This is a genomic window from Acaricomes phytoseiuli DSM 14247 (assembly GCF_000376245.1).
GTDB classification, from domain to species: Bacteria; Actinomycetota; Actinomycetes; order Actinomycetales; family Micrococcaceae; genus Renibacterium; species Renibacterium phytoseiuli.
Genome location: NZ_AQXM01000064.1, coordinates 1 through 23,280 on the forward strand (window position 1 = coordinate 1; position 23,280 = coordinate 23,280).

22 protein-coding genes are annotated in these 23,280 nt (G+C 62.1%); 8 read left to right on the plus strand and 14 right to left on the minus strand.

The window, feature by feature from the left end:
* The coding region (locus C501_RS0110670; protein ID WP_026174836.1) for a transposase at positions 1 to 184 on the minus strand (184 nt) is incomplete at its 3' end.
* A gap of 307 nt (positions 185 to 491) precedes the next feature.
* Here C501_RS0110670 and C501_RS13285 point away from each other — a divergent pair.
* A complete protein-coding gene (locus C501_RS13285) occupies positions 492 to 968 on the plus strand; it encodes a DUF3054 domain-containing protein (protein ID WP_245532472.1) in 477 nt (158 codons plus the stop codon).
* A gap of 4 nt (positions 969 to 972) precedes the next feature.
* Complete coding sequence (locus C501_RS0110680) at positions 973 to 1,254, plus strand: Lrp/AsnC family transcriptional regulator (RefSeq protein WP_018135617.1); 282 nt, start codon at positions 973 to 975, stop codon at positions 1,252 to 1,254.
* 31 nt (positions 1,255 to 1,285) lie between these two features.
* Here the strand turns inward: C501_RS0110680 and trpD are convergent, their stop codons facing one another.
* Complete coding sequence (trpD, locus tag C501_RS0110685) at positions 1,286 to 2,305, minus strand: anthranilate phosphoribosyltransferase (RefSeq protein WP_018135618.1); 1,020 nt, start codon at positions 2,303 to 2,305, stop codon at positions 1,286 to 1,288.
* Positions 2,306 to 2,574: 269 nt separating this feature from the next.
* On the opposite strand from trpD, the gene ctaE reads away from it, so the two are divergent.
* The 4 genes from ctaE to qcrB all read left to right on the plus strand — a co-directional run bounded on the left by ctaE (position 2,575) and on the right by qcrB (position 6,942).
* Positions 2,575 to 3,213, plus strand: coding sequence for an aa3-type cytochrome oxidase subunit III (gene ctaE / locus C501_RS0110690; protein WP_406566332.1), 639 nt, complete (start codon positions 2,575 to 2,577; stop codon positions 3,211 to 3,213).
* A 94-nt stretch (positions 3,214 to 3,307) separates the two neighbouring features.
* Positions 3,308 to 4,093 (plus strand): cytochrome bc1 complex diheme cytochrome c subunit, encoded by a 786-nt coding sequence (gene qcrC / locus C501_RS0110695; protein ID WP_018135620.1) that lies wholly within the window; start codon positions 3,308 to 3,310, stop codon positions 4,091 to 4,093.
* 66 nt (positions 4,094 to 4,159) lie between these two features.
* Positions 4,160 to 5,203: a cytochrome bc1 complex Rieske iron-sulfur subunit gene (gene qcrA / locus C501_RS0110700; RefSeq protein WP_018135621.1), complete on the plus strand. Its 1,044-nt coding sequence runs from the start codon at positions 4,160 to 4,162 to the stop codon at positions 5,201 to 5,203.
* Between the two features lie 2 nt (positions 5,204 to 5,205).
* Positions 5,206 to 6,942: a cytochrome bc1 complex cytochrome b subunit gene (qcrB, locus tag C501_RS0110705; protein ID WP_026174839.1), complete on the plus strand. Its 1,737-nt coding sequence runs from the start codon at positions 5,206 to 5,208 to the stop codon at positions 6,940 to 6,942.
* A 105-nt stretch (positions 6,943 to 7,047) separates the two neighbouring features.
* On the opposite strand, the gene C501_RS0110710 is transcribed toward qcrB, so the two are convergent.
* The 6 genes from C501_RS0110710 to C501_RS0110740 all read right to left on the minus strand — a co-directional run bounded on the left by C501_RS0110710 (position 7,048) and on the right by C501_RS0110740 (position 13,212).
* On the minus strand, positions 7,048 to 7,815 hold the full coding sequence (locus C501_RS0110710; RefSeq protein ID WP_018135623.1) for a GntR family transcriptional regulator: 768 nt from the start codon (positions 7,813 to 7,815) through the stop codon (positions 7,048 to 7,050).
* A 35-nt stretch (positions 7,816 to 7,850) separates the two neighbouring features.
* The gene (locus C501_RS0110715) at positions 7,851 to 8,252 is read right to left on the minus strand and encodes a cytochrome c oxidase subunit 4 (RefSeq protein WP_018135624.1); all 402 of its coding nucleotides are present in this window, start codon (positions 8,250 to 8,252) and stop codon (positions 7,851 to 7,853) included.
* Positions 8,253 to 8,273: 21 nt separating this feature from the next.
* Entirely contained in the window at positions 8,274 to 10,043 is a 1,770-nt protein-coding gene (gene ctaD, locus C501_RS0110720) for an aa3-type cytochrome oxidase subunit I (protein WP_026174840.1), read from the minus strand.
* 12 nt (positions 10,044 to 10,055) lie between these two features.
* A complete protein-coding gene (gene ctaC, locus C501_RS0110725; protein ID WP_026174841.1) occupies positions 10,056 to 10,934 on the minus strand; it encodes an aa3-type cytochrome oxidase subunit II in 879 nt (292 codons plus the stop codon).
* Positions 10,935 to 11,236: 302 nt separating this feature from the next.
* The gene (locus tag C501_RS0110735) at positions 11,237 to 11,605 is read right to left on the minus strand and encodes a HesB/IscA family protein (RefSeq protein ID WP_018135628.1); all 369 of its coding nucleotides are present in this window, start codon (positions 11,603 to 11,605) and stop codon (positions 11,237 to 11,239) included.
* Positions 11,606 to 11,757: 152 nt separating this feature from the next.
* The gene (locus tag C501_RS0110740) at positions 11,758 to 13,212 is read right to left on the minus strand and encodes a dipeptidase (RefSeq protein WP_018135629.1); all 1,455 of its coding nucleotides are present in this window, start codon (positions 13,210 to 13,212) and stop codon (positions 11,758 to 11,760) included.
* 45 nt (positions 13,213 to 13,257) lie between these two features.
* Between C501_RS0110740 and C501_RS0110745 the strand changes: the two genes are divergently transcribed.
* Positions 13,258 to 13,971 carry a DUF3043 domain-containing protein gene (locus C501_RS0110745; RefSeq protein ID WP_018135630.1) on the plus strand — a complete coding sequence of 238 codons (714 nt, stop codon included), beginning with the start codon at positions 13,258 to 13,260 and terminating at the stop codon, positions 13,969 to 13,971.
* A gap of 61 nt (positions 13,972 to 14,032) precedes the next feature.
* On the opposite strand, the gene C501_RS0110750 is transcribed toward C501_RS0110745, so the two are convergent.
* From C501_RS0110750 to leuA, 4 genes are all read right to left on the minus strand, one after another.
* Positions 14,033 to 15,115 (minus strand): quinone-dependent dihydroorotate dehydrogenase, encoded by a 1,083-nt coding sequence (locus tag C501_RS0110750; RefSeq protein WP_018135631.1) that lies wholly within the window; start codon positions 15,113 to 15,115, stop codon positions 14,033 to 14,035.
* A 50-nt stretch (positions 15,116 to 15,165) separates the two neighbouring features.
* Positions 15,166 to 15,960, minus strand: coding sequence for an isoprenyl transferase (locus C501_RS0110755; protein WP_018135632.1), 795 nt, complete (start codon positions 15,958 to 15,960; stop codon positions 15,166 to 15,168).
* A gap of 73 nt (positions 15,961 to 16,033) precedes the next feature.
* Positions 16,034 to 16,798, minus strand: a complete 765-nt coding sequence (gene recO, locus C501_RS0110760; RefSeq protein ID WP_026174843.1) for a DNA repair protein RecO — start codon at positions 16,796 to 16,798, stop codon at positions 16,034 to 16,036.
* A gap of 67 nt (positions 16,799 to 16,865) precedes the next feature.
* Positions 16,866 to 18,611: a 2-isopropylmalate synthase gene (leuA, locus tag C501_RS0110765; RefSeq protein ID WP_026174844.1), complete on the minus strand. Its 1,746-nt coding sequence runs from the start codon at positions 18,609 to 18,611 to the stop codon at positions 16,866 to 16,868.
* A gap of 267 nt (positions 18,612 to 18,878) precedes the next feature.
* Between leuA and C501_RS0110770 the strand changes: the two genes are divergently transcribed.
* Entirely contained in the window at positions 18,879 to 20,900 is a 2,022-nt protein-coding gene (locus C501_RS0110770) for a M13 family metallopeptidase (protein ID WP_018135635.1), read from the plus strand.
* Between the two features lie 30 nt (positions 20,901 to 20,930).
* On the opposite strand, the gene era is transcribed toward C501_RS0110770, so the two are convergent.
* Both era and C501_RS0110780 read right to left on the minus strand, forming a co-directional pair.
* Positions 20,931 to 21,905: a GTPase Era gene (gene era / locus C501_RS0110775; protein WP_018135636.1), complete on the minus strand. Its 975-nt coding sequence runs from the start codon at positions 21,903 to 21,905 to the stop codon at positions 20,931 to 20,933.
* Positions 21,898 to 23,277 (minus strand): hemolysin family protein, encoded by a 1,380-nt coding sequence (locus tag C501_RS0110780; RefSeq protein ID WP_018135637.1) that lies wholly within the window; start codon positions 23,275 to 23,277, stop codon positions 21,898 to 21,900. Before C501_RS0110780 ends, era begins: the two co-directional genes overlap by 8 nt.
* Between the last annotated feature and the right edge of the window lie 3 nt (positions 23,278 to 23,280).

Genomic DNA, 23,280 nt, shown 5'->3' on the forward strand with positions numbered 1-23,280 from the left:
GCTTACGCTCGTCCTCGGTCAGGCCCGGCACGCGCCCGTCTTCGATGTTTGCTTTCTTCAGCCAGTTGAACAACGAGGCTTCGGAAATCCCGAAGTCTCTCGCAATCTGCGATAACGGGGCCCGGGCTTTACGGGCCACAGCCACGACATCGTCACGGAACTCTTTCGGATAGGGCTTGGGCAAGAGATACATCCTTCCAGCGAGGACGAATCCTCACAGATCAGATGTCAACCAAACCCGGGGCAGACCCCCCCTGTTGCCCTCAACTGATCTGCTTTATGATTCAGATCACCTTTTAGTGGCGCTGGGGCCTCTTGCCGCGACACAGGCAGAAGGCAAAACATGACGATACTTCCACAGCGGCCCTTCCGATGCGCAGAACAGCGTCAACAGCTACGGCTACCGGGGCTTGCAGATCATATCCACGGGGCAGAGAGCTCTTTTTCTGCCCCCACAACCTTCCAGTAGCCGTGAATGGTACTCTGCCACGATGAGCATGGCGCAAGAACCCCACGGTGAAGCACTGCAGGAAAAACAACAGCGCCTCAGCACCGGTCTCGTCGGTTATGCCCTTGCAGCAGATGCGCTGCTCATCCTGATTTTCGCCGCTCTGGGCAGAGCTAGTCATGATGAAGCGGATCCGGTGCTCGGAGTGCTCAGCACCGCCTGGCCCTTTCTGGTCGCCGCAGTACTCGGATGGGTAGCTGCCCGACTCTGGTGCGCACCGCTCAAACTATGGCCGCACGGAGTCTGCCTGTGGTTGATCACGGTGGTCGGTGGCATGGCTCTGCGCCTGCTCAGCGGGAAGACCGCGGAGTGGAGTTTCGTCCTCGTCGCCACCGCGGTATTAGGACTTTTCCTCTTAGGGCACAGAGCCATCGCCGGAATCGTCGTCGACCGCCGGGCAAAGCGTCGCTCCCAATCATCGGGTGGTACACGGCCTGAGCAACGCGATGGGCTAAGCTGATCTGGTGATCACGGCCTTTTCTCTCATCAGAACCCGCGGTGACCGGATCCCTGAAGCGGCACAGGAGATCTCGGAGATCGAGGGCGTCAGCGAAGTCTACTCAGTCACCGGGGAATGGGATCTCATTGCTATCGTCCGAGTCCCCCGGCATGAGTTGCTGGCCGATGTCATCGCGGATCGGCTTTCGAAGATCGATGGTGTCGAAGCGACAACGACTCACATCTCGTTCCGCGCTTACTCTCAGCACGACCTCGATGCCGCGTTCTCGCTGGGGCTAGACGACTGACCTCACGGGCACGCCGTTATCGTCATATCGACTATATTGACAGCGCAGTGAATTCGATCCAGCGCTGGAGCGCCGCGGCGGCAAAGCCATCATCGACGGCTCGTTCGGCGCGTTCCAGGGCATGAGTCATCCTCGCGGTGAAATCGCCCTGGGCCGATTTTTCGTAGGCCACCAGCCCCGCGGCAGCGTTCAGCAGAACCGCATCGCGCACCGGGCCACGCTGCCCGGCGAGCAGGTTCCGCGCCACCTGTGCGTTGAAAACAGCATCTTGCCCTCGCAGCTCCGCGATCTCAGCCCGCGGGATGCCCAGCCCCGCAGGGTCGAAATCGAACTCCTGAATCAGGCCCTCTCGGAACTCCCAGATCCGGGAAGGCCCCGTCGTCGTCAGCTCGTCCAAACCATCCTGCCCCCGAAAAACCATCCCCCGACCGCCACGGGCCGCCAGTACGCCGGTCACTAAAGGCGCCATTCTGGCATTAGCCACACCGATAGCCGTGGCCGGCACCCGGGCCGGATTGGTGAGCGGACCCATGAAGTTGAAGGCGGTGGGGATCGCCATCTCCCTGCGCGGCACTGCCGTGTATCGGAAAGACGGGTGGAAGACCTGGGCGAAGCAGAAAGTGATGCCGACCGCCTTGGCTGCTGCCGCGACCGCTTCGGTCGAAAGATCCAGGCGAACCCCAAGAGTCTCCAGCACATCGGCAGAGCCGGCTGCAGACGATGAGGCCCGATTGCCGTGTTTGATGACCACTGCCCCGGCACCTGCGCACACCAGCGCCGCCATAGTGGAGATATTCACAGTATTAAGTCGGTCGCCCCCGGTCCCAACGATGTCCAGGGCCTCGCCCGCATAGGGTATCGGACGGGCCTTGGCCAGCATCGAATCCGCCAATGCGCCGAGCTCAGCGGTGGTCTCCCCCTTGGCCCGCAGGGCCACCAGGAAGCCTGCTATCTGCGCATCACTGGCTTCGCCGCTCATAATCCGGTCCATGGCCCAGCCCGTGGCCTGTCGGCTCAGGTCCTGGCCATCGAGCAGCGCACTCAGCACCATGGGCCATGACGGCGCAGGGTCGGTCGGAGATGGGCTCGCTGCGGAAAGAGGGCGAGATTCGGGCTCGTGCACGCTCCCGATGCTATCCGGAGAGGTCCCTCACGAGCTAGCCACGCCTTCGACGGCACCATTTCATCTTTGCCTGATCGACGTATTTACTTCGAGTTCCCCGCGAGAATCCGGGACTTTTCGTGGCTCTGTAGAAATAAGATCGCAGATGCGGGCATTTCGCATTGGGCACTGGAGGGTTTTATAGACATAATGTCTATGTGACAACTGTGACCCACGCAAATAATGTCCCGGCGCACCCGACGCTGAACCGTCCCAATATGGTGTCGGTTGGCACCGTGGTGTGGCTCGCCAGCGAGTTGATGTTCTTCGCCGGCCTGTTCGCCATGTACTTCACGCTGCGAGCCACCTCCGGGGAGCTCTGGGCCGAGGAGGCCGCGAAGCTGAATGTCCCCTTTGCGGCGACTATCACGACGATCCTCGTTGCCAGCTCCTTCACCTGCCAGTTCGGCGTGTTCGCTGCCGAGCGCCTGCAGCCCCGACGCACCGGCGGGATCTTCGCCATCAGCAAGTGGGGTATGAACGAGTGGTTCCTGCTGACCTTCGCCTTGGGCGCGATCTTCGTCGCAGGTCAGAGCTACGAATACGCAGTTCTAGTCTCTGAGAACGTCACGCTGTCCTCTAACGCTTACGGCTCGGTGTTTTACCTGACCACCGGCTTCCACGGGTTACACGTGATCGGTGGGTTGATCGGTTTCCTCCTGGTGATCGGTAGATCGTATGCCGCCAAGAAATTCGGTCACTTCGAGGCCACGAGCGCCATTGTCACCTCGTACTACTGGCACTTCGTCGATGTTGTCTGGATCGGCCTCTTCGTCGTCATCTACATCCTGAAGTAAAACTGCATATGAGCACTAAGACTTTCTCCGAACGACCGATAGCAGAGCTGGTGGGATTCCCACTCGCCGAGAAGATAAGCAGGGGGCACCACCCGTGAAAGCACTCTCCCAGAGACGGCGGCATCCGCTGGCGATCTTTGCCTTGATGATCCTGGGCCTGCTGGTTACCGGTAGCTTGTACACGCTGGCTACCTCGGTGAATGAAGCGAGGGCGGATACCGCCAGCTTCACCGCCAGTGACGTCGAGCAGGGGCAGAAGCTCTTCGTCGCAAACTGCGCAACCTGTCACGGCATGAACGCAGGTGGTACACCCGCAGGCCCGACGCTTGTCGGTGTGGGTGCTGCTGCGGTGGACTTCCAGGTGGGCACCGGGCGCATGCCGATGCAGATGCAAGGCCCTCAGGCCTTCCTGAAGCCCCCGCAGTTTAATGACGAGCAGACCAAGCAGCTCGCCGCTTATGTGGCCAGCCTGGGTGCCGGCCCGGCTATCCCGGATCCGGAGTACCTTGATGCTCAGGGCAATGCTGCTGAGGGCGGCGAGCTCTTTCGAATGAACTGCGCCATGTGTCACAACGCAGCCGGCGCCGGTGGTGCGCTGACTCAGGGCAAATTTGCTCCCGCGCTCGACGGTGTGACCCCCGAGCACATTTACGAGGCGATGGTGACCGGGCCGCAGAACATGCCGGTCTTCAGCGATGCGAATATCCCCCCAGAAGGCAAACGCGACATCATCACTTTCCTGAAGACCATTGAGCAGGGCTCTCCGGGTGGTGCTGATCTAGGCTCCCTGGGCCCGGTCTCTGAAGGCCTGTTCGTCTGGGTCGCAGGACTCAGCGTGATCATTGCCTTTACGATCTGGCTGACCTCCAGGGTTTCTTGACCCGCTGAGCGACATTTCTGCTGATATTTCTCCCGCCTGTACGGGACAAGCAAAGGAAGAAGGATCATGAGCGACCGTAGTGACGATCAGCCGGTGAAACCGGAGGGTCCCTCGGAGGTTGAGGCTCACACGACTCTAGGAGCCCCGGAGAAGTTCACCGACCCGGGCCTGCCACCGCACCGGCCACGGCTTGCTGATACTGATCCCCGGGCGGCCAAGAGAGCTGAGCGCCAGGTTGTCTGGCTATTTATCATCTCCATCCTGGGCACCGTGCTCTTCTTCTACGGCTACTTCTTCATTGAGCTGGATCAGACGATCGGCACGCTGCGCGTGCAGAACCTCCTGCTGGGCCTTGGCACCGCTTTCGCGATGCTCGGCATCGGCACCGGCATCGTGCACTGGTCCAAGACCCTCATGCCGGATCACGAAGTGGTCGAAGAGCGGCATCCGCTGCGCGAAGAATCAGACCGTCAGGACGCCGTCAAGATCGTCGAGACCATCGCCGAGGAAAGCGGCATCAAGCGTCGTCCGTTGATCCGCAATACGCTTCTCGGAGCCCTAGCCATCGCTCCCCTGCCCGCAGTGGTGATCTTCCGCGATCTTTCTCAGAACTTGGACATTAACCTACTGCGGCACACCATGTGGGATACCGGAGTCCGACTGGTCCGTGACCCCACCGGCACGCCGATCAAGGCAGCCGATGTCACCTACGGCTCGGCCTTCCACGTGATCCCGGATGGGCTCAACCAGGTGACCGAGGGCAAGCTCGACGCCAAGGCCAAAACAGTTACGCTCGTCATGCGCATTCCTCCCGAACAGCTGAAGATCACTCCGGGCAGGGAAGACTGGCACTACCAGGGCATCGTGGCCTACTCCAAGGTGTGCACCCACGTGGGCTGCCCCGTCGCGCTCTATGAGCAGCAGACCCACCACTTACTCTGCCCCTGCCATCAGTCCACCTTCGACGTCACCGAGGAATGCAAGGTCATCTTCGGCCCGGCCGTCCGGCCGCTGCCGCAGCTGCCGATAACGGTGGACAGCGAAGGCTACCTCGTGGCGCAGAGCGATTTCCATGAACCCGTTGGTCCTAGCTATTGGGAGCGTGGCTGATCATGAGCACTGGTACTAGCACTAGTACAGCGAGCACTTCCCCGTCCACGGCAGGGACCGAGTCCGTCTACACGCCGGCCACTAGGGCTGGCCGGATCACGGACTTCGTGGATCAGCGCGTCGGCGGCTCCAAGATCCTCAAGGAGTTCGGGCGCAAAGTCTTCCCGGACCATTGGTCCTTTATGTTCGGCGAGGTCGCTCTTTACACCTTCGTCATCCTGTTACTCTCCGGGACCTTCTTGACGTTCTTCTTCGACCCCTCGATGGCTGAGACTCATTACGAAGGCTCCTACGTGCCGTTGAAGGGCATCGAGATGTCCGTGGCCTACAGCTCCACGCTGAACATCTCCTTCGACGTGCGCGGCGGCCTCTTCATGCGTCAGGTGCATCACTGGGCGGCACTGCTGTTCGTAGCCTCGGTCGCGGTGCACATGCTCCGTGTGTTCTTCACAGGCGCCTTCCGTAAGCCCCGTGAACTCAACTGGCTCGTCGGCTCCACTTTGCTGATGCTCTCGCTGGCTGCCGGGTTCACCGGTTACTCGCTCCCCGACGATCTGCTGTCCGGTAACGGCCTGCGTATCATCGACGGCATCCTCAAGTCGATCCCCGTGGTCGGAACCTACATCTCGTTGTTCCTCTTCGGAGGCGAGTTCCCGGGCACCATGGTGATCAGCCGGCTCTACGTGCTGCACATCCTGCTCGTGCCCGCCATCATCCTGCTGATGATCGCGATCCACCTGTTCATGGTGGTCATCCACAAGCACACCCAGTACCCTGGGCCGGGCCGGAATGACAATAACGTCGTGGGCTACCCGCTGGGACCGGTCTACGCGGCGAAAGCCGGCGGCTTCTTCTTCATCGTCTTCGGTGTGGTCGCCGCGATGGCTGCACTGTTCACGATCAACCCGGTGTGGAACTACGGCCCCTACGATCCCTCACCGGTATCCGCCGGCACCCAGCCGGACTGGTACATCGGCATGTTCGATGGCGCGCTGCGTCTGATGCCCGGCTGGATGTGGAACTTCCCGTTCGAATGGGAGATCCCCTTCCCGTGGGGGGTCAATACCTTCAGCTTCAACGTCATCGGCGCAGCGATGGTCCCCACGATCATCCTGTTCGGCCTGATGTTCGCTTGGCCCTGGATCGAGCGCTGGATCACCAAGGACAACAAAGAGCACCACGTGCTGGACCGTCCGCGCAACGTTCCCACCCGCACCGCTATCGGCGTTGCCGGGATCGTCTTCTACTGCGTGATGTGGGCGGCTGCTAGCTCTGACTTGATCGCGACACACTTCCACGTATCGCTCAACGATGTCACCTACTGGCTCCGCGCGCTGTTCTTCATCGGCCCGGTAATCGCCTACCAGGTCACCAAGCGCATCGCCTTGGCTCTGCAGCGCAAAGATCGGGAGATCGTGCTGCACGGCCGTGAAACCGGACGGATCATCCGCCTGCCACATGGCGAGTACAAGGAGAAGCACGAGCAGCTCAGTGAGTACAAGCGCTACCGCCTGGTGAGTTTCGACTCCCCCAAGCCGCTTCCTGCTGAGCCGAACGAGAAGGGCATCGTGACTCGGAAGGAGAAGCAGCGCGCCTGGCTCTCCAAGTGGTTCTTCGAGGACCGTGTTGCTCCGGTGACCCCGGAAGAGCATCAGGCAGCGCTCGAGCACTCCGCTCACGAGGAGCACCCCGATAACAAGGCTCTCGAGGAGAATCAGAAAGCTCTAGAGCGCCGCTGATCTCCAGTGACGGTAGTTTCTGCTACTGCTGGTGACTTCTGAGGATCTACGTAGATCCTCAGAAGTCACCAGCAGTAGCATTTTAAGCTGAGCTGAGAATGGACTTCAGCGCCGGCGGGAGACCCTAACTCCGGGGCGTTGTAGCGGCACCCAGAGCTTGTAGCGATCCGCCCGGTAGTATGAGACCGAATAGTCGGCAACGATCCCGGAGACGTAAGCGTGGCGCTGGATCTTCAGCAGCGGGGCACCGCTTTCCACTTTGAGTTGCCGGGCCATTGCCGGGCTCGCCGCTGCGGCTTCGATCATATCTTCGCCCCACTCCATGACAAGGCCGTAGCGCTCCCCCAGAACGTTGTAAAGCGAGGTGGGCGGTGGGCCATCGGTTAGGCCGGGGACGCGATATGCGGGGACGAAATTCTCATCGACGCTCATCGGCTCCTCGTCCGCAATCAGCAGACGGCGGAACCTCACCACGAACTGCCCTTCGTTCAGTTGCAGTTCCCTGGCCACCGTTGCGCCAGCGGGGATGAGCTCGAAATCGAGAACTTTAGCGTCCGGGACCATGCCACGGCGCTGCATCTCTTCGGAGTATGAGGTCAGCCGGACCTGGAGGTCCATTTTAGGCCGATGCACGAAAGTGCCCACACCCACGACCCGGTCAAGGGTCTCTTCGGCGATAAGCACTTCGATGGCCCGGCGAACAGTCATCCTGGCAACGCCAAAGCGCTCCACAAGCTCCCGCTCTGAAGGGATGATCGACCCTGGCGGTTGCTGCTGAGCATAGTCACGCAATACGCGAGCCAGCTGCTGGTATACCGGTATCCGGTGATCGCCTCGCTTGAATGATACACCGACGATAGCGTCCAGACTCATGGGCTCAGCCACCCAGGATCAGGATCAGAGATCACTCAGTGCGCGTGATCTCCGCGGCTGTATTCGAAGGTCCAGCCGATGAGGCCGACAACACCGATACCGACGGAGATGAAGAAGATCCACCAGCCCACAGCGAGGCCCAGAAAGGCTACAGCGGCGCCACCGGCGACCACCATGGGCCACCAGGACCAAGGGCTGAAGTGCCCCTGTTCCCCTGCGCCTTCCTCGATTTCGCCGTCGTTACGGTCTTCGGGTCGAAGGCCGATCCTCCGGCCGGTAAAGGCTAGGTAAAACCCAATCATTCCTGCTAGAGCGCCAACCAGGGGCAGAGCTAGAATCCCCACCCATTCACTCCAGCCAGTAACAAATCCGTAGACTACTCCGACCAGCAAATAAAATGGCAGAAGGAGATAAAAAAGCTTGGCTTCTATTCGCATGGCTGCGCTCCTCTTCTTCGTCTATTTCTTCGGCCGATCAGACTTATCAGCCTGATCAGCGTTGCCGAGCACAGCGCCAACACCTGCGGTTGCGCTAGAGCCCATCTGCGCTAGCTCATCGGCGGTGTGCCACTGCGCCAGCTCGGGGTGGTGCAGATCCAGGGCGGGCCGCTCCGACCGGATCCGCGGAAGGGAGGTGAAGTTGTGCCGCGGCGGTGGGCAAGAAGTGGCCCACTCCAGGGAGGCACCGAAGCCCCAAGGATCATCAACATCCACTTTCTTCTTGGAGCGCCAGGTGATGTAGACGTTCCAGAAGAAGGGGATCATCGAAGCACCCAGCAGGAAGGAGGAGATCGTGGAGAGCTGATTCATCCAGGTGAAGTTATCCTCCGGCATGTAGTCCGCGTAACGACGCGGCATACCCAGCACACCCAGCCAGTGCTGAACCAGGAAGGTCCCGTGGAAGCCGATGAACAGCATCCAGAAATGGATCTTGCCCAGACGCTCGTTGAGCATCTTACCGGTCCACTTGGGCCACCAGAAGTAGAAGCCCGCGAACATCGCGAAGACCACGGTGCCGAAGATCACGTAGTGGAAGTGCGCCACCACGAAGTAGGTATCCGAGAGGTGGAAGTCCAGCGGAGGCGATGCAAGGATGATGCCAGTCAGGCCGCCGAAGAGGAAGGTGACTAGGAAGCCGAGGCTCCAGAGCATCGGTGTTTCGAAGGTCAGCGACCCTCGCCACATCGTACCTATCCAGTTGAAGAACTTCACGCCGGTAGGCACCGCGATGAGCATGGTCATGAACGAGAAGAACGGCAGCAGAACCTGACCGGTGACGTACATGTGGTGCGCCCATACCGTTACGGACAGCGCGGCGATCGCGATCGTCGCATAGACCAGACCCTTATATCCGAAAATCGGTTTCCGGCTGAAGACCGGGAAAATCTCGGAGACGATGCCGAAGAACGGTAGCGCGATGATGTAGACCTCTGGGTGTCCAAAGAACCAGAACAAGTGCTGCCAGAGCAGTGCTCCGCCGTTTTCCGGATCGAAGATATGCGCTCCGAAGCGCCTGTCCGCCCCCAGCGCAAAGAGCGCGGCCGCCAGCGGCGGGAAAGCCATCAGCACCAGGATCGAAGTGATCAAGGTATTCCAGGTAAAAATCGGCATGCGCCACATGGTCATGCCCGGTGCACGCATGCAGATGATAGTCGTGATGAAGTTCACTGCACCCAAAATGGTGCCAAAGCCAGTTAATGCCAAGCCGAAGACCCATAAGTCACCACCAACGCCCGGGGTGAAGGTGGTATTCGATAGCGGAGCATAGGCGAACCAGCCAAAGGAGGCAGCGCCCTGCGGGGTCAAGAAGCCGGAAACCGCAATGACGCTGCCGAACAGGAAGAGCCAGAAGGCCAGGGCGTTCAGCCGTGGGAAGGCGACATCCGGGGCACCGATCTGCAGGGGCGTGATCACATTGGCGAAGCCCGTGAACAGAGGAGTTGCGAACATCAGCAGCATGATCGTGCCGTGCATGGTGAAGAGCTGGTTGTACTGTTCCTTGGTCTGCAGGATCTGCATACCAGGCTCGAATAGTTCCGCCCTGATGACCAGAGCCATCACTCCGCCGAGGCAGAAGAAGATGAAGGATGCGATCAGGTACATGTACCCGATGACCTTGTGGTCGGTGGAGGTGATCCAGTTGACCACAATCCGGCCCTTGGAGACGGGAACCTTGGGTTCCGGTGTCTCTACCTCACCGGGGGTGGAGTATTGATACGTCGTTGACAACTTCCCGGCCCCTTACTGCGCGCTTGTGTCGTTGAGGTTCGGATTACGGTTGAACTGCTCGTCCAGGGTGCCCACATTGCCGGCATCCTTGAGGCTCTGCAGGTACTGCTGGAATTCTGCCTCGGATACTACCTTGACCCGGAACAGCATCTCGGAGTGGTACTCACCGCAAAGTTCGGCGCATTTGCCGTCGTAGCTACCCTCTTGCTGAGGAGTGACGTTGATGTAGTTGGTCTTGCCCGGGATGAGGTCACGCTTCTGCAAGAAAGCGGGAACCCAGAAGGAGTGGATCACGTCACGGGATTCCAGCACGAATTCAACCGACTTGTTCACCGGGAGGTACAGGGTGGGAATCTTCTCGGGATCTACCGGCTGGCCGTCCAGAGGCACCTGGGCGGTCGCTTCGTAGACGTCCTCAGGGATGACCGGCCCCTGTAGATAATTGAAGTCCCAGGCCCACTGCTTGCCCTGGACGTTGATGGTAACGTCCGGGTTGTCGACCCTGGCATCGATAGCCTGCTGGTCGCGATCAGTGAAGTAGAAGAAGACCAGCACCATGAACAGCGGGATCGTCAGATAGAAGACCTCCAGCGGGAGGTTGTAGGAAATCTGCCGGGGAAACCCCGTGGCTCCCTTGCGGCGCCGGTAGGCGATGATGCACCAGATGATCAGGCCCCAGGTAATGATGCCTACGGCAATAGCCGCGATCCAGGAGTTGACCCAGAGGTCGATGATCCTCCCGGTGTGGTTCGTCGTATTCCGCTCAGTAGGTAACCAGCCGTTCCGCATCTCGGGGGTGCATGCCGAGAGCACTAATGCGCTCACGATCCCCACCGCGGTGGCGGTGATAACCCTCATGCGGCGGCTACCAGTTCGGTGCTGCGAACTCACAGACGGCCCTTCCTTGTCGCTTCTTGCTAACTCCACAGCTCTAATACAACGACTTAGTTCTACTACTGCGTGTAGAGAGCATTCCCTTAGAGCTTACCCCGGCTGGGAACTTTTTGTGCACACTGTGTCTAGCGCGTCAGAATCCTTTGCATCGTGCAACTGAAGAATCCCGCTGTGACGATGCTATGCGATAGCGGAAGGCTACGCGAAGCCCGCCACGAAAAAGCTGCGAGCCCGGGAGAATTCCCGGGCTCGCAGCTGAGATCCTGGCGGCGCGAGCCGCTGCAGCCTCTGATCAATCGTCAGTGAAAAGAATCACCGCAGGCACAGGAGCCTCCCGCATTCGGGTTGTCGATGGTGAAGCCCTGCTTGGAGATCGTGTCTTCGAAGCCGATGCTGGCGCCATCGAGATACGGAGCGCTCATCTTATCCACGATGACTTCGACTTGGTCGAAGTCCCGGACAGCGTCGCCGTCCAGCATCCGCTCGTCGAAATACAGCTGGTAGATCAGGCCTGAGCAGCCACCGGGCTGAACCGCTACGCGCAGTCGCAGATCGGTGCGACCCTCCTGTTCGAGCAGGCTGCGCACTTTTCCAGCGGCTTCGTCGGTCAGGCTCACTCCGTGCGATGGCAGCTCGGCTTCAGTAGTGTTCTCGGTCGTCGTAGTCATCTCAGGTTCCTTACTTCTCGGCTGCTTCCATGGTATGTCCGGCTTAGGCGTTTAGCACAGCAACCAGCTCAGCGACCCTGGTCACCGGGTACAACACCTATCGGCACGTTCTTCTTCCCTTAGCTTCCCAGCTGCCAAGGCGGGAACCGTGATCAGGGCTGGTTCAGCCTGGCCAGCAGAAGGGCCTCGGCCAGGATCGCCTTCTGGAACTCGGCCAAGTGCAGGGACTCATTGGCGCTGTGCGCGCGTGAGTCCGGATCCTCGACGCCGGTGATCAGGATTTCGGCTTCCGGATAGAGCTCGGTCAGATCCGCGATGAACGGGATGGATCCACCCATGCCCATCGCCACCGGCTCATTTCCCCAGGCTTCCTGAAGCGCCCAGAGCATCGCCTGAGCAGCCGGCGCGTCGATATCGGTGCGGAAAGGCTGCCCCTGCTCCCCCGGGATGAACCGTACGCACGCCGTCGCCGGAGCGTGCTTCTCGATATGCTGCTGCAAGGCCGTCATCGCGGTCTGCGGATCATCGCCGGGGGCCAAGCGCAGGCTCAGCTGCGCCCTGGCGCTGGGCAGGATCGTGTTCGAGCTGCTCGCAACATCGGTCACGTCGATTCCGATGACGGAGAGCGCCGGCTGAGCCCAGAGCCGAGAGGCCAGAGAGCCCGAGCCCGCCAGTTCCACACCTTCCAGAACACCGGCGTCCTGACGGAAATCAGCCTCCGGATAGTCGATAGTCGGCTCCTCGCCGCGGTGCAGGCCTGCTACCGCGACCTCGCCCGAGGCGTCGTGGAGCGTGGCAATGAGCCTGGCCAGCTGCGTCGGCGCATCCAGGACCGGGCCGCCGTACATCCCGGAGTGCACTGCATGATCGAGTACTTCCAGTTCCACCACACCGCTGACCAGGCCGCGCAGGCTCGTCGTCAGCGCCGGGGTGCCAACTTTCCAGTTCACTGAATCCGCCACGATGATCAGATCGCTGCGCAAAAGCTCCCGGTGCTTTTCCAAAAAAGTGCGGAAGGTCGGCGAGCCGGCTTCTTCCTCACCTTCGATGAAGAGGGTGACGCCCAGGCCCAGCTCCTCGCCGAGGACCTCGGTGACCGCGCTCAGCGCCGCGATATGCGCCAGAACCCCTGCTTTGTCATCGGCCACGCCCCTGCCCCAGAGTCGCTCCCCGCGCTGCTCCGGCTGGAAGGGATCGCTTTCCCAGAGCGCTCTATCACCCGGCGGTTGAACATCATGGTGGGCGTAAAGCAGCACCGTGGGCTTGCCTGGCCGGGCCGGTCGTCGCGCAATGACCGCAGGGCCTCCGGGTTTGCCGTCTTCGGTGAATTCACGCAGGATCTGCACATCATCCAGGCCGATACTGCGGGCCAGCTCTGCCACTGCCTCGGCGCTGCGCTGCAGCTCGGCAGGGTCGAAGATCTCCCAGGCTATACCAGGGATCCTGGCGAGTTCGATAAGCTGCTCGATGGTCTCCGGGAAGCGGCGCTGCACGGCTGATTCCAGTTGAGCCAGCAATTCCGGATCGGGATTCGCCCCTCGGGAATTACCGTTGAGGGCCGAAGAGGTCGTTGCAGGAGTGTCTGAAAAAGGTGTTGGGGAAACCATGCTCTGAAGACTACTCCACCGCTTCAGCCCTGAATACCGTGAGCGATGCTGAGGGATCCTGTGCGCGGCGATCCCCGGCACGCTGCGGGCCAGGCGTCCGCCGGGATGCCTGCGGAGATGCCCGGTATCGCCGGAACCCGGTATTCTGGTGGGGTGTTCGGCAGAAATAAGACCATGGCCCAGACCCAGCAACCCGAAGTATCCGCAGAATCGCCTGAGCAGCGCGATCCTCGGGCGGGCAAAGGCGCACCCACCCCTACCCGTAAAGAGCAGGAGGCAGCCCGGAAGCGCCCGCTCGTGCCGAACGACCGCAACGCCGCAAAACAGGCGGAGCGCGAAGCGCGCCGGGAGAGCCAGATGCGCACCCGGGCCGCCCTGGACACCGGGGATGAGCGCTTCCTACCGCCTCGGGATAAAGGGCCGCAGCGCCGTTTTGTCCGGAATCTGATTGACGCGCGCACCGGGCCAGGCGAGTTCGTGATGATAGTCATGCTGGTAATTGCCATCGGCACTTTGTTCATGCCGACGAATGTCCAGGTGCAGAGCTATGTCTTCATGGCTTTCTGGCTCATACTGCTGATCGTCGTCATCGACTCCTACCTCTTGGCCCGCAGGATCCGCAAGCAGCTCACCGCGAAGTTCGGCGCTGATGCCATTGAACGGGGCGTCGTCTGGTACGGCATCATGCGCTCTATCCAGTTCCGCAGGTTGCGGCTGCCCAAGCCGCAGGTGCGGCGCGGCGAGAAGCTGGAAGACTGACGGCACGGCTAAGCCGCCACGAACTTCGCCTGTCCCGGAAATTCTCCCCCGGAAAAAGCGTCTAGTTGCGGTTGAGTTCCCGGCTGAGCCGTCGATTGATCCGTGCAGCCCAGAAGGGCCCCTCGTAGAGGAAGCCCGTATACCCCTGGACCAGGGCGGCTCCAGCATCCAGACGTTCGCGGACGTCCTCCGCTGTCTCGACTCCCCCGACCGAGATCAAAGTGAGCCGATCCCCCGTCATAGCCTTCAGCTGGCGCAGTACCTCGAGCGAACGGGCTTTGAGCGGCGATCCGGAGAGTCCGCCGGGGCCGCATTCGGCCACTTTTCCAGCCGGAGTGCGCAGCGCCTCCCGGGCGATGGTGGTGTTGGTGCAGATCACGCCGTCGAGCTCTAGTTCCAGGGCGAGTTCGGCGATCTCCTGAAGGTCTTCATTGCTGAGGTCCGGAGCGATCTTCACCAGCAGCGGCACTGCGCGCTGCGCAGTTTCATTCGCGGCGGCGCGCACCGCCTGCAGCAGGGGGCGCAGGGAATCGGCGTTCTGCAGCAGACGCAGTCCAGGGGTGTTCGGCGAAGAGACATTGACTACGAGGTAGTCTGCATAACCGGCCACGGCACGGGTGCTGAGCAGATAGTCCGCCACCGCGTCGTCCACTTCGACATTTTTAGTTTTGCCGATATTCACCCCGATCACGGGGCGCGGTGCGGGGCGCTTCTCGGTCCAGTCTTGCAGAGCCTGGCGCGCGGCGGCCAGCCGGGGTGCGATGGCCTGGGCGCCGTCATTATTGAAGCCCATCCGGTTGATCACTGCGCGGTCCTGGATCAGGCGGAAGAGCCGCGGGCGCGGATTCCCCGGCTGCGCCTGGCCGGTGACGGTGCCTACTTCAACATGGCCGAATCCGAGCTGGCTGAGCGCCTCGATACCGTGCGCTCCTTTATCGAAGCCGGCGGCTAGCCCGAAGGGAGAGGGGAAAACCAGCCCTAGCGCTTCAGTGCGCAAAGCCGGATCAGGTGCGCAGAAGCGCTGCAGCAGGGCGCCGATGCCCAGACGGTGAGACAGTCGGATCGCGCCGAAGCCCAGCTGATGCGCACGTTCGGCATCCATCCAGGAAAAAGCCAAGCGGAAGAAAGCGGGGTAAATGCGCATACCTCTAGTCTTGCCGCCGGGCAGCCCGCGGGCAAACCGTGCGCTGAGCCTCAGCGTGCGGCGTCGAGCGCGCCGCCGTAGCGCCTGTCCCTGCTGGCATAGAGGTCTACAGCATCCCAGAGCGTGCGCCGATCCACATCGGGCCAGAGCGTATCCAGGAAGACGAACTCGGCGTAGGCGCTCTGCCAGGGCAGGAAGTTCGAAAGGCGCTGCTCCCCGCTGGAGCGCAGGAAAAGGTCCACATCCGGCAGGTCCGGCCAGTACAAGTAACGCTGCACGGTCTTTTCGTTGATGGCCGAGGGTTTGAGCCGCCCTGCGGCGACTTCCTGCGCGATGGCTGCCATCGCATCCGCGATTTCCGCCCGGCCGCCGTAATTGACGCACATCGTGAGGGTGATGGTGTCGTTATCGGCGGTTCGTTCCTCGGCCAGCTCCAATTCGTTGATCACAGACTTCCACAAGCGGGGTGTGCGGCCGGCCCAGCGCACCCGGACCCCCCAGGCGTCGAGCTGATCGCGCTGCCTGCGCAGCACATCCCGATTGAAGCCCATCAAGAATCGGACCTCTTCCGGTGAGCGCCGCCAGTTCTCCGTGGAGAAGGCGTAGACGGTGACGTACTTGACGCCGAGTTCGATGGCACCGGCCATCACGTCGAGCAGCGCCGGCTCCCCGGCTTTATGCCCTTCCACCCGGGGCAGTCCACGCTGGTTGGCCCAGCGGCCGTTGCCGTCCATCACAATGGCCACATGCTGCGGAACCAAATCGACCGGAATCGCCGGCGGCTGGGCTCCGGAGGGGTGCGGCCAGGGCGCGACAACAGGCGATTTGGCTGCGCTACGGGGCATTGCTGCTCTCTTTCCAGGAAGTTCCGGAGTCTGTGGTCTCTTGTGCGAGCGTTGGCCTTATAGTCTCTACCGCTCAGCTTCTTTCGATCAAACGGAGCGAGCGAAGCGAGCGTTCCAGATGCCACTGGACGAAGGCCGCTACCAGCCCGGCTGCCTCGCGCCGGTGCTCCGGAGCTGAAGCATCGGCGACGTCCCAGTTCCCCGAGATCAGCGCCCCCAGCAGCTGCATCGTCTCCGGCGCGGGTGCGGCGGAACCCGGGGGTCGGCATGCCGAGCAGACAGTACCGCCCAGGGCTGCGGAAAAAGCCATCTGGCTTCCGATGGGCACCGGTTCGCCGCACCGGGCGCAGCTGTCGAAGCTGGCGGCCCAGCCGGCGGTGGCCAGGGCTCGCAGCAGATAAGAATCCAGGATGAGTCCCGGAGCGTGCTCCCCGCGGGCCAGCACACCGAGGCCGCCGATCAGCAGCCGGTACTGCGCTGAAGCCGATTCGGCATCCACGTCGGTGAGCTTCTCCGCGGCTTCGGCCATCGCGGTGGCGGTCGTGTATTTCTCGTAGTGCGCGGCGATGGGCTGGCCGTAACTGCTCCGGGATACCGCTTGGGTCACGGTGTCCAGGCTGTGCCCGGAGATCAGCTGGAGATCCGTGACCATGAACGGCTCCAGCCGGGCGCCGAATTTGCTGCTGGTCCGCCGCACTCCGCGAGCCACGGCCCGGATCTGGCCGTGCTCACTGCTCAGTAGGGTCACGATGCGGTCGGCTTCGCCCAGATTGTGGGTGCGCAGCACTACCGCACTGGTGCGGTATGTGCGAGCGGCAAAACCTGAGGACCTGGCCACTGCGATATTCTCTCACCATCGGCACCGGTATCGCCGGACCCGCGCCGGTGTCAGCCGATGTTCGGGGTCATTCCCCTGCTTCTCGGATCGCCCGGTTCACCGCAGAGATCACGGCTTTGAGGGAGGAGACCGCGGTGTTCGCGTCAATGCCGACGCCCCAAAGCACCCGCTGGCCGACAGCGCATTCGACATAGGCTGCAGCCAGCGCGCTTCCGCCCTCGGAGAGCGCATGCTCGGTGTAATCCAGCACTCGGACATCGGCGCCATCCTGAGTCAGGATGTCCAGCAGGGCCGCGATCGGGCCCGTACCGGTTCCGCTGCGCTCCGTCTCCCGGCCGCCGATGCGCATCCTGGCATCGAGCTTCACCGTTGCGTCCTCATCGGTCGCCGCGTTCATCGAGCCCAGAACATACTTCCCCCACTGTCGCTCCGGGTCGCCCGCGGGGCACGGCAGGTACTCATCGCTGAAGATCTCCCACAGCTCGGCGGCGCTGACTTCGCCTCCGGCGGTGTCGGTGCGGCGCTGGATCACCCCGGAGAACTCGATCTGCGCCCGCCGCGGCAGCTCGAGCCCGTGCTCGGATTTGAGCAGATAGGCCACACCGCCTTTACCGGATTGCGAGTTCACCCGGATCACTGCCTCATAACTGCGGCCGAGGTCTTTGGGGTCCACCGGCAGGTAGGGAACCGCCCAAGGGAACTCCGCCACCGGCTGGCCCGCCGCGGCCGCCTCACACTTCAGGGCTTCGAAGCCTTTTTTGATAGCGTCCTGGTGGGAACCCGAAAAAGCGGTGAAGACCAGATCGCCGCCGTACGGTGCCCGTTCCGGCACGGGTAGTTGATTGCAGTACTCCACCGTCCGGCGGATTTCGTCGATATCGGAGAAGTCGATCATCGGGTCTACGCCCTGGCTGAAGAGATTCAAGCCGAGTGTCACCAGATCCACATTGCCGGTCCGCTCGCCATTGCCGAAAAGGCAGCCTTCGATCCGGTCGGCACCGGCCAGATAGCCCAGCTCCGCCGCAGCCACCCCGGTCCCCCGGTCGTTATGCGGGTGCAGGGAGAGGATGATACCTTCGCGCGGAATCAGGTGGCGGCTCATCCACTCGATTGAGTCGGCGTACAGATTGGGCGTGGACATCTCCACCGTGGCCGGCAGATTGATGATCACCGGGTGCTCAGGCGAGGCTTCGAGCACTTCGGCTACCGCATTGCAGACCCGGGCGGCGTATTCGAGTTCAGTTCCGGTGAACGACTCCGGGGAGTACTCATAGGTGATCGCGGTCTCTCCGAGCGTCTCCTGATATTTCTTGCAGAGCCGTGCACCTTGAAGAGCGATCTCCAGAATGCCGTCCTGATCTTCGCCGAAGACTACTCGGCGCTGCAGCACCGAAGTCGAATTGTAGAGGTGCACGATGGCCTGCTTGGCCCCCTGAATCGCTTCGTACGTGCGCTCGATGAGGTGCTCCCGGGCCTGGGTGAGCACCTGGATGGTGACATCGTCCGGGATCAGATCGCCTTCGATCAGCTGCCGGACGAAATCGAAATCGGTTTGCGAAGCGGAGGGGAACCCCACCTCGATCTCCTTGTAGCCCATCGAGACCAGGAGCTGGAACATCTTGAGCTTCCGAGCCGGGCTCATCGGGTCGATCAGCGCCTGATTCCCGTCCCGGAGGTCCACCGCGCACCAGCGGGGTGCAGTGGTGATCTGCCGATCCGGCCAGCTGCGGTCCGGCAGCTCGACATTGATCTGCTCTTGGAACGGAGTGTACCGATGAAAGGGCATCCCCGATGGTTTCTGCATTTTGCGCACGCTGCCTGCTTCCCTGAGTGTCCTGGTCCGGCCGGGGACGACAAGTCTCCGCGACAGGGCTCCGACCCTTCCGCTGAGCATCGCCTGCCCCGGGGTTCCCGGTTCCAGGCTGCGAACTCAGCGGATTATGGCCCCGTCGCGGCGGCTAAGAAGAATCCATGATGCGCGCACACGGGAAGCCTAACACGGCGCATAGGATGAAAAAGTGCTCGTATCGCAGTTTATGATCGCTGTCCCAGCAGAGGTCGTAAGGTCGAAAGGACAACCATGACGGCATCAGGTATCGACAGTAGCCACTTCAACCCCGGCGTCCGCCCGCAGGACGATCTCTTCCAGCATGTAAACGGCCGCTGGCTCGAGGAATCCGTGATTCCCGCCGACCGTGCCTCCAGCGGTGCTTTCTGGGAGCTGCGGGATAACGCCGAGCTGGCCGTACGGCAGATCATCGAACGCGCCGCGAGTGCGCAGGAATCCGCTGAGCGCCCGGACGCGCAGACCGGGACGCTGAGCCAGGCGATCGGCGATCTCTACCACAGCTTCATGGATGAAGCCGCGATCGAAGCGGTCGGTATAGAGCCGGTCGCAGCCGATCTGGAAGAGCTCTACGCCGTGCAGAGCGTCGAGGAGCTGATCATGCTCTCTGCCCGTTGGCAGCGGGAAGGCGTACCGGGTCTACTCGGCAGCTATATCAGCAACGATGCAGGCCAGCCAGACCGTTATCTTCTGCATCTCGTCCAGGCCGGGCTCGGTTTGCCCGATGAAGCCTATTATCGCGAGCCGCAGTTCGCCGAACAGCGGCAGAAGTATCAAGAGTACCTGCAGCGCCTGCTGGAACTCAGTGGTCACGAGGACCCTGTGGGGGCGGCGGAACGAGTCCTGGCCCTGGAGCACCAACTCGCCGCAGCGCATTGGGACAAGGTCACCCTGCGCGACCCGCAGAAGCGCTACAACCTCATGACGGATGCGGCGGTGCACGAGTTGGCACCACGATTGGGTCCGTGGTTCGCAGCTTTCCTGACTGACCCGGAAACCGGCCAGCGGCTGAGCCCGGAAAATCTGCACGAAATGGTGCTCCTGACCCCCGACTACTTCGCCCGGCTCTCCGAGTTGCTGACCGAATTCCCCTTGCGTTCCTGGCAGGAATGGCTCGCTGCACGGCTCATCTCCGCAGCAGCCCCCTACCTATCGGTGGACTTCGTCGCCGCCGACTTTGACTTCCACGGCAGAGCCCTCACCGGGACCGAGGAAATCCGTGAGCGCTGGAAACGCGGTGTGGACCTGGTGGAGGACGCTATGGGTGAGGCCATCGGCCAGCTCTATGTGGTCGAGCACTTCCCGCCGGAGCACAAAGCCCGGATGGAGCGGCTCGTGGCACGGCTCATCGAAGCGTACCAGCGCTCGATCCAGGAGCTGGAATGGATGGGCGAGGAGACCAAAGCCCGGGCGCTCGCGAAGCTGGAGCGGTTCGTCCCGAAGATCGGTTACCCGAACCGCTGGCGGGACTACTCCGGCTTACAGATCTCCTCTGAGGACCTGGTGGGGAACGTGCGGCGGGCGGCGCAGTTCGAAACCCGCCGACAGCTAGCCAAGCTGGGCCGACCCATCGATCGCGAAGAATGGCTCATGACGCCGCAGACGGTCAATGCCTACTATCACCCGGTGCTCAATGAGATCGTCTTCCCGGCGGCCATTCTGCAACCGCCGTTCTTCGACGCCGAGGCGGACGATGCGGCGAACTTCGGTGGTATCGGAGCGGTGATCGGCCATGAGATTGGCCACGGCTTTGATGATCAGGGCTCGCAGTTCGACGGCGATGGAACGTTGCGGAACTGGTGGACTGAGGCGGACCGCGAGGCCTTCGAGGCGCGTACTGCGCAGCTCGTCTCGCAATACGCCGAGCTGAGCCCCGCTGCCGCGCCGGAACTCAAGGTCAACGGCGAGCTGACCCTGGGTGAGAACATCGGCGATCTGGGCGGGCTATCCATCGCCTATCAGGCCTGGCTCCTGGATCTCGCAGAACAGGAGAGCCCAGGTCAGGACAGTGCAGAGTCGGAGACCATCGACGGGCTGAGCGGCCCGCAGCGCTTCTTCTTCTCCTGGGCTGAATGCTGGCGGGCCAAGAGTCGGCACGACGATGCGGTCCGGAGGATCACGATCGACCCGCACTCCCCCGTGGAATGGCGCTGCAATCAGGTCGTGAAGAACATCGACGCCTTCCACGAGGCCTTCACCACCGCCCCGGGCGATGGGCTCTGGCTCGACCCTGAACAACGCGTCAGCATCTGGTAAGCGATGCGTGCTGGGCCGGTGGAACTTGCTTTAGAACCCTAGCCGGCCCAGCAGCTTGGGGTCTCGCTGCCAGTCCTTGGCAACTTTGACGTGCAGATCCAAATAGACTTTCGCCCCGAGCAGCGCTTCGATGCCCTGCCGCGCCCTGGTGCCTACTTCACGCAGCCGGGAACCGCTCTTGCCAATGATGATGGCTTTCTGCGATGACCGCTCAACGTAGAGATCCACGCGGACGTCCAGGAGCTCATGGCCTTCATCCCGGCCTTCCCGTGGCACGATCTCGTTGACGACGACGGCCAGCGAATGCGGGAGCTCTTCGCGAACCCCGTCCAGAGCGGCTTCACGGACGAGTTCTGCGACCATTACGGCCTCCGGTTCATCAGTGAGCTCGCCATCGGGGTAGAGCGGTGGCGACAGCGGAAGTCTGCCGGAGAGCACCTCTGCCACGGTGTCCACCTGATCGCCGCGGACCGCGGAAACCGGGACGATCTCGGCGAAGCCTTCACCGCCCAGGGCCTCCCGGCCCAGCTCGTCTACTGCCATGAGCTTTTCCACCAGGGCGGCTTTACCGATCAGATCGGTTTTGGTCACGAGCGCGATGATGGGTTTGCGATGCACTTTGGCCAGCTGCGCAGCGATGAAGCGGTCCCCGGGGCCGATCTTATCCGGGGCGGGCACGCAGAACCCGATGACATCCACTTCAGCTAGCGTCTGCTCGACGAGGTCGTTGAGCCGCTGCCCGAGGAGAGTGCGCGGCCGGTGCAGCCCCGGGGTGTCCACGAGCACCAGCTGGAAATCCTCTCGATGCACGATGCCGCGGATGGTGTGCCTGGTGGTCTGCGGTTTCGCCGAGGTGATGGCAACCTTCTGCCCCACCAGAGCGTTGGTCAGCGTCGACTTGCCCGCGTTGGGCCTGCCGACGAGCACCGCGAACCCGGCGCGGAACGGCGCCTCTGCCGAAGATTCTGCTTCGGATCCGATGCGATCCGCGCTGCCTTCAGTCATCTTTGTGCTCCCGTTCTCCCACGCCAATCATGACCTCCGCTGACCGTGAATCTCCGGATTCCGATTCTGTAGCCCCCGACTGAGCCAGGCTCACGATGAGATGACTCACCCGGTTGCGCCGCCCTTCAAGCCGTTCAGCCCGTAACACGATACCGTCCACGGCGGCTTCACTGCCGACAATCGGAACTCGCCCCAGAATCTTGGCCAGCAGTCCACCGACCGTATCTACTTCGTCATCGATCAGATCCCGGTCGAAGATTTCACCCAGATCCGCGATGTTCATCCGTGCGCTCACTCGGTACCGACCCTCGCCCAGATCCTCGACCTCCGGACCTTCAGTGTCGTATTCGTCGACGATCTCCCCGACCAGCTCCTCGATCAAGTCCTCGAGCGTCACCAGGCCCGCCGTACCGCCGTATTCATCGATGACGATCGCCACGTGTGTGGACTCGCCCTGCAACTCGCGAAGCAGCTCCCCAACCGGCTTGGATTCCGGTACATAGCGGACCTCACGGAACACCTGCTCCACCGGCGGAGCCTCTTCTCCGGGAGCCAAACGCTGCTGAGCCGCTACTACGTCCTTGAGGTATAGCACGCCCAGTACTTCATCACTAGACTCGCCGAAAACAGGGATCCGGGAGTAACCGGAACGGATGAACAAGGCCAGTGCCTGACGCAGAGAACTGCCCCTGGTCAGGGAGACGATATCGGGGCGAGGGACCATGACCGCTCTCACCAGGGTCTCATCGAGGTCGAAGACGCTCTGGATCAGCTCAGCCTCCTCGTCCTCGATGGCTTCGGCAGCGCTCGCCCGATCCACGAAGTCGCGGAGCTCTTCCTCGCTCATGAAACCGCTGCCGCCGGCTCTACCCGGGGTCACCGATCGACCCAAGGACACCAGCCCGCGCGGCACCGGCCCCAGGATCATGCAGAGCAGGCGCACCAACCACGCGGTGTTCAATGCCACTCGCAGCGGATGCTCCCGGCCCACCTGACGCGGCGAGACGCCCACCAGCACGAAACCGACCCCGGCCATGACCACAGTAACGACGAGGCCCGTGAGCCAGGTGTGCTGCACCATCTGATAGACCACGAGCGTCACGGCCACCGCGGCGGCCATCTCGCACCAGATCCGCCAGAAGGACAGCGCGTTATCGTGCTGGATCGGCTGGTCCAGCACCGTCCGCAAAGCGGCTCGGCGACGACGTCCGCGACTCGGGCGGGAAACGCTTGTCTCTTCTTCTGCCGCTTCCGTCCGCAAGCGGTCGACTTCCTGCCGGGGCAGGTACGTCAAAGCGGCGTCCGCAGCCGTCAGGATTGCCGCCATAGCGATGAAAAGCAACGCCATGGCCGCCAGCAGGATGATACTCACGGG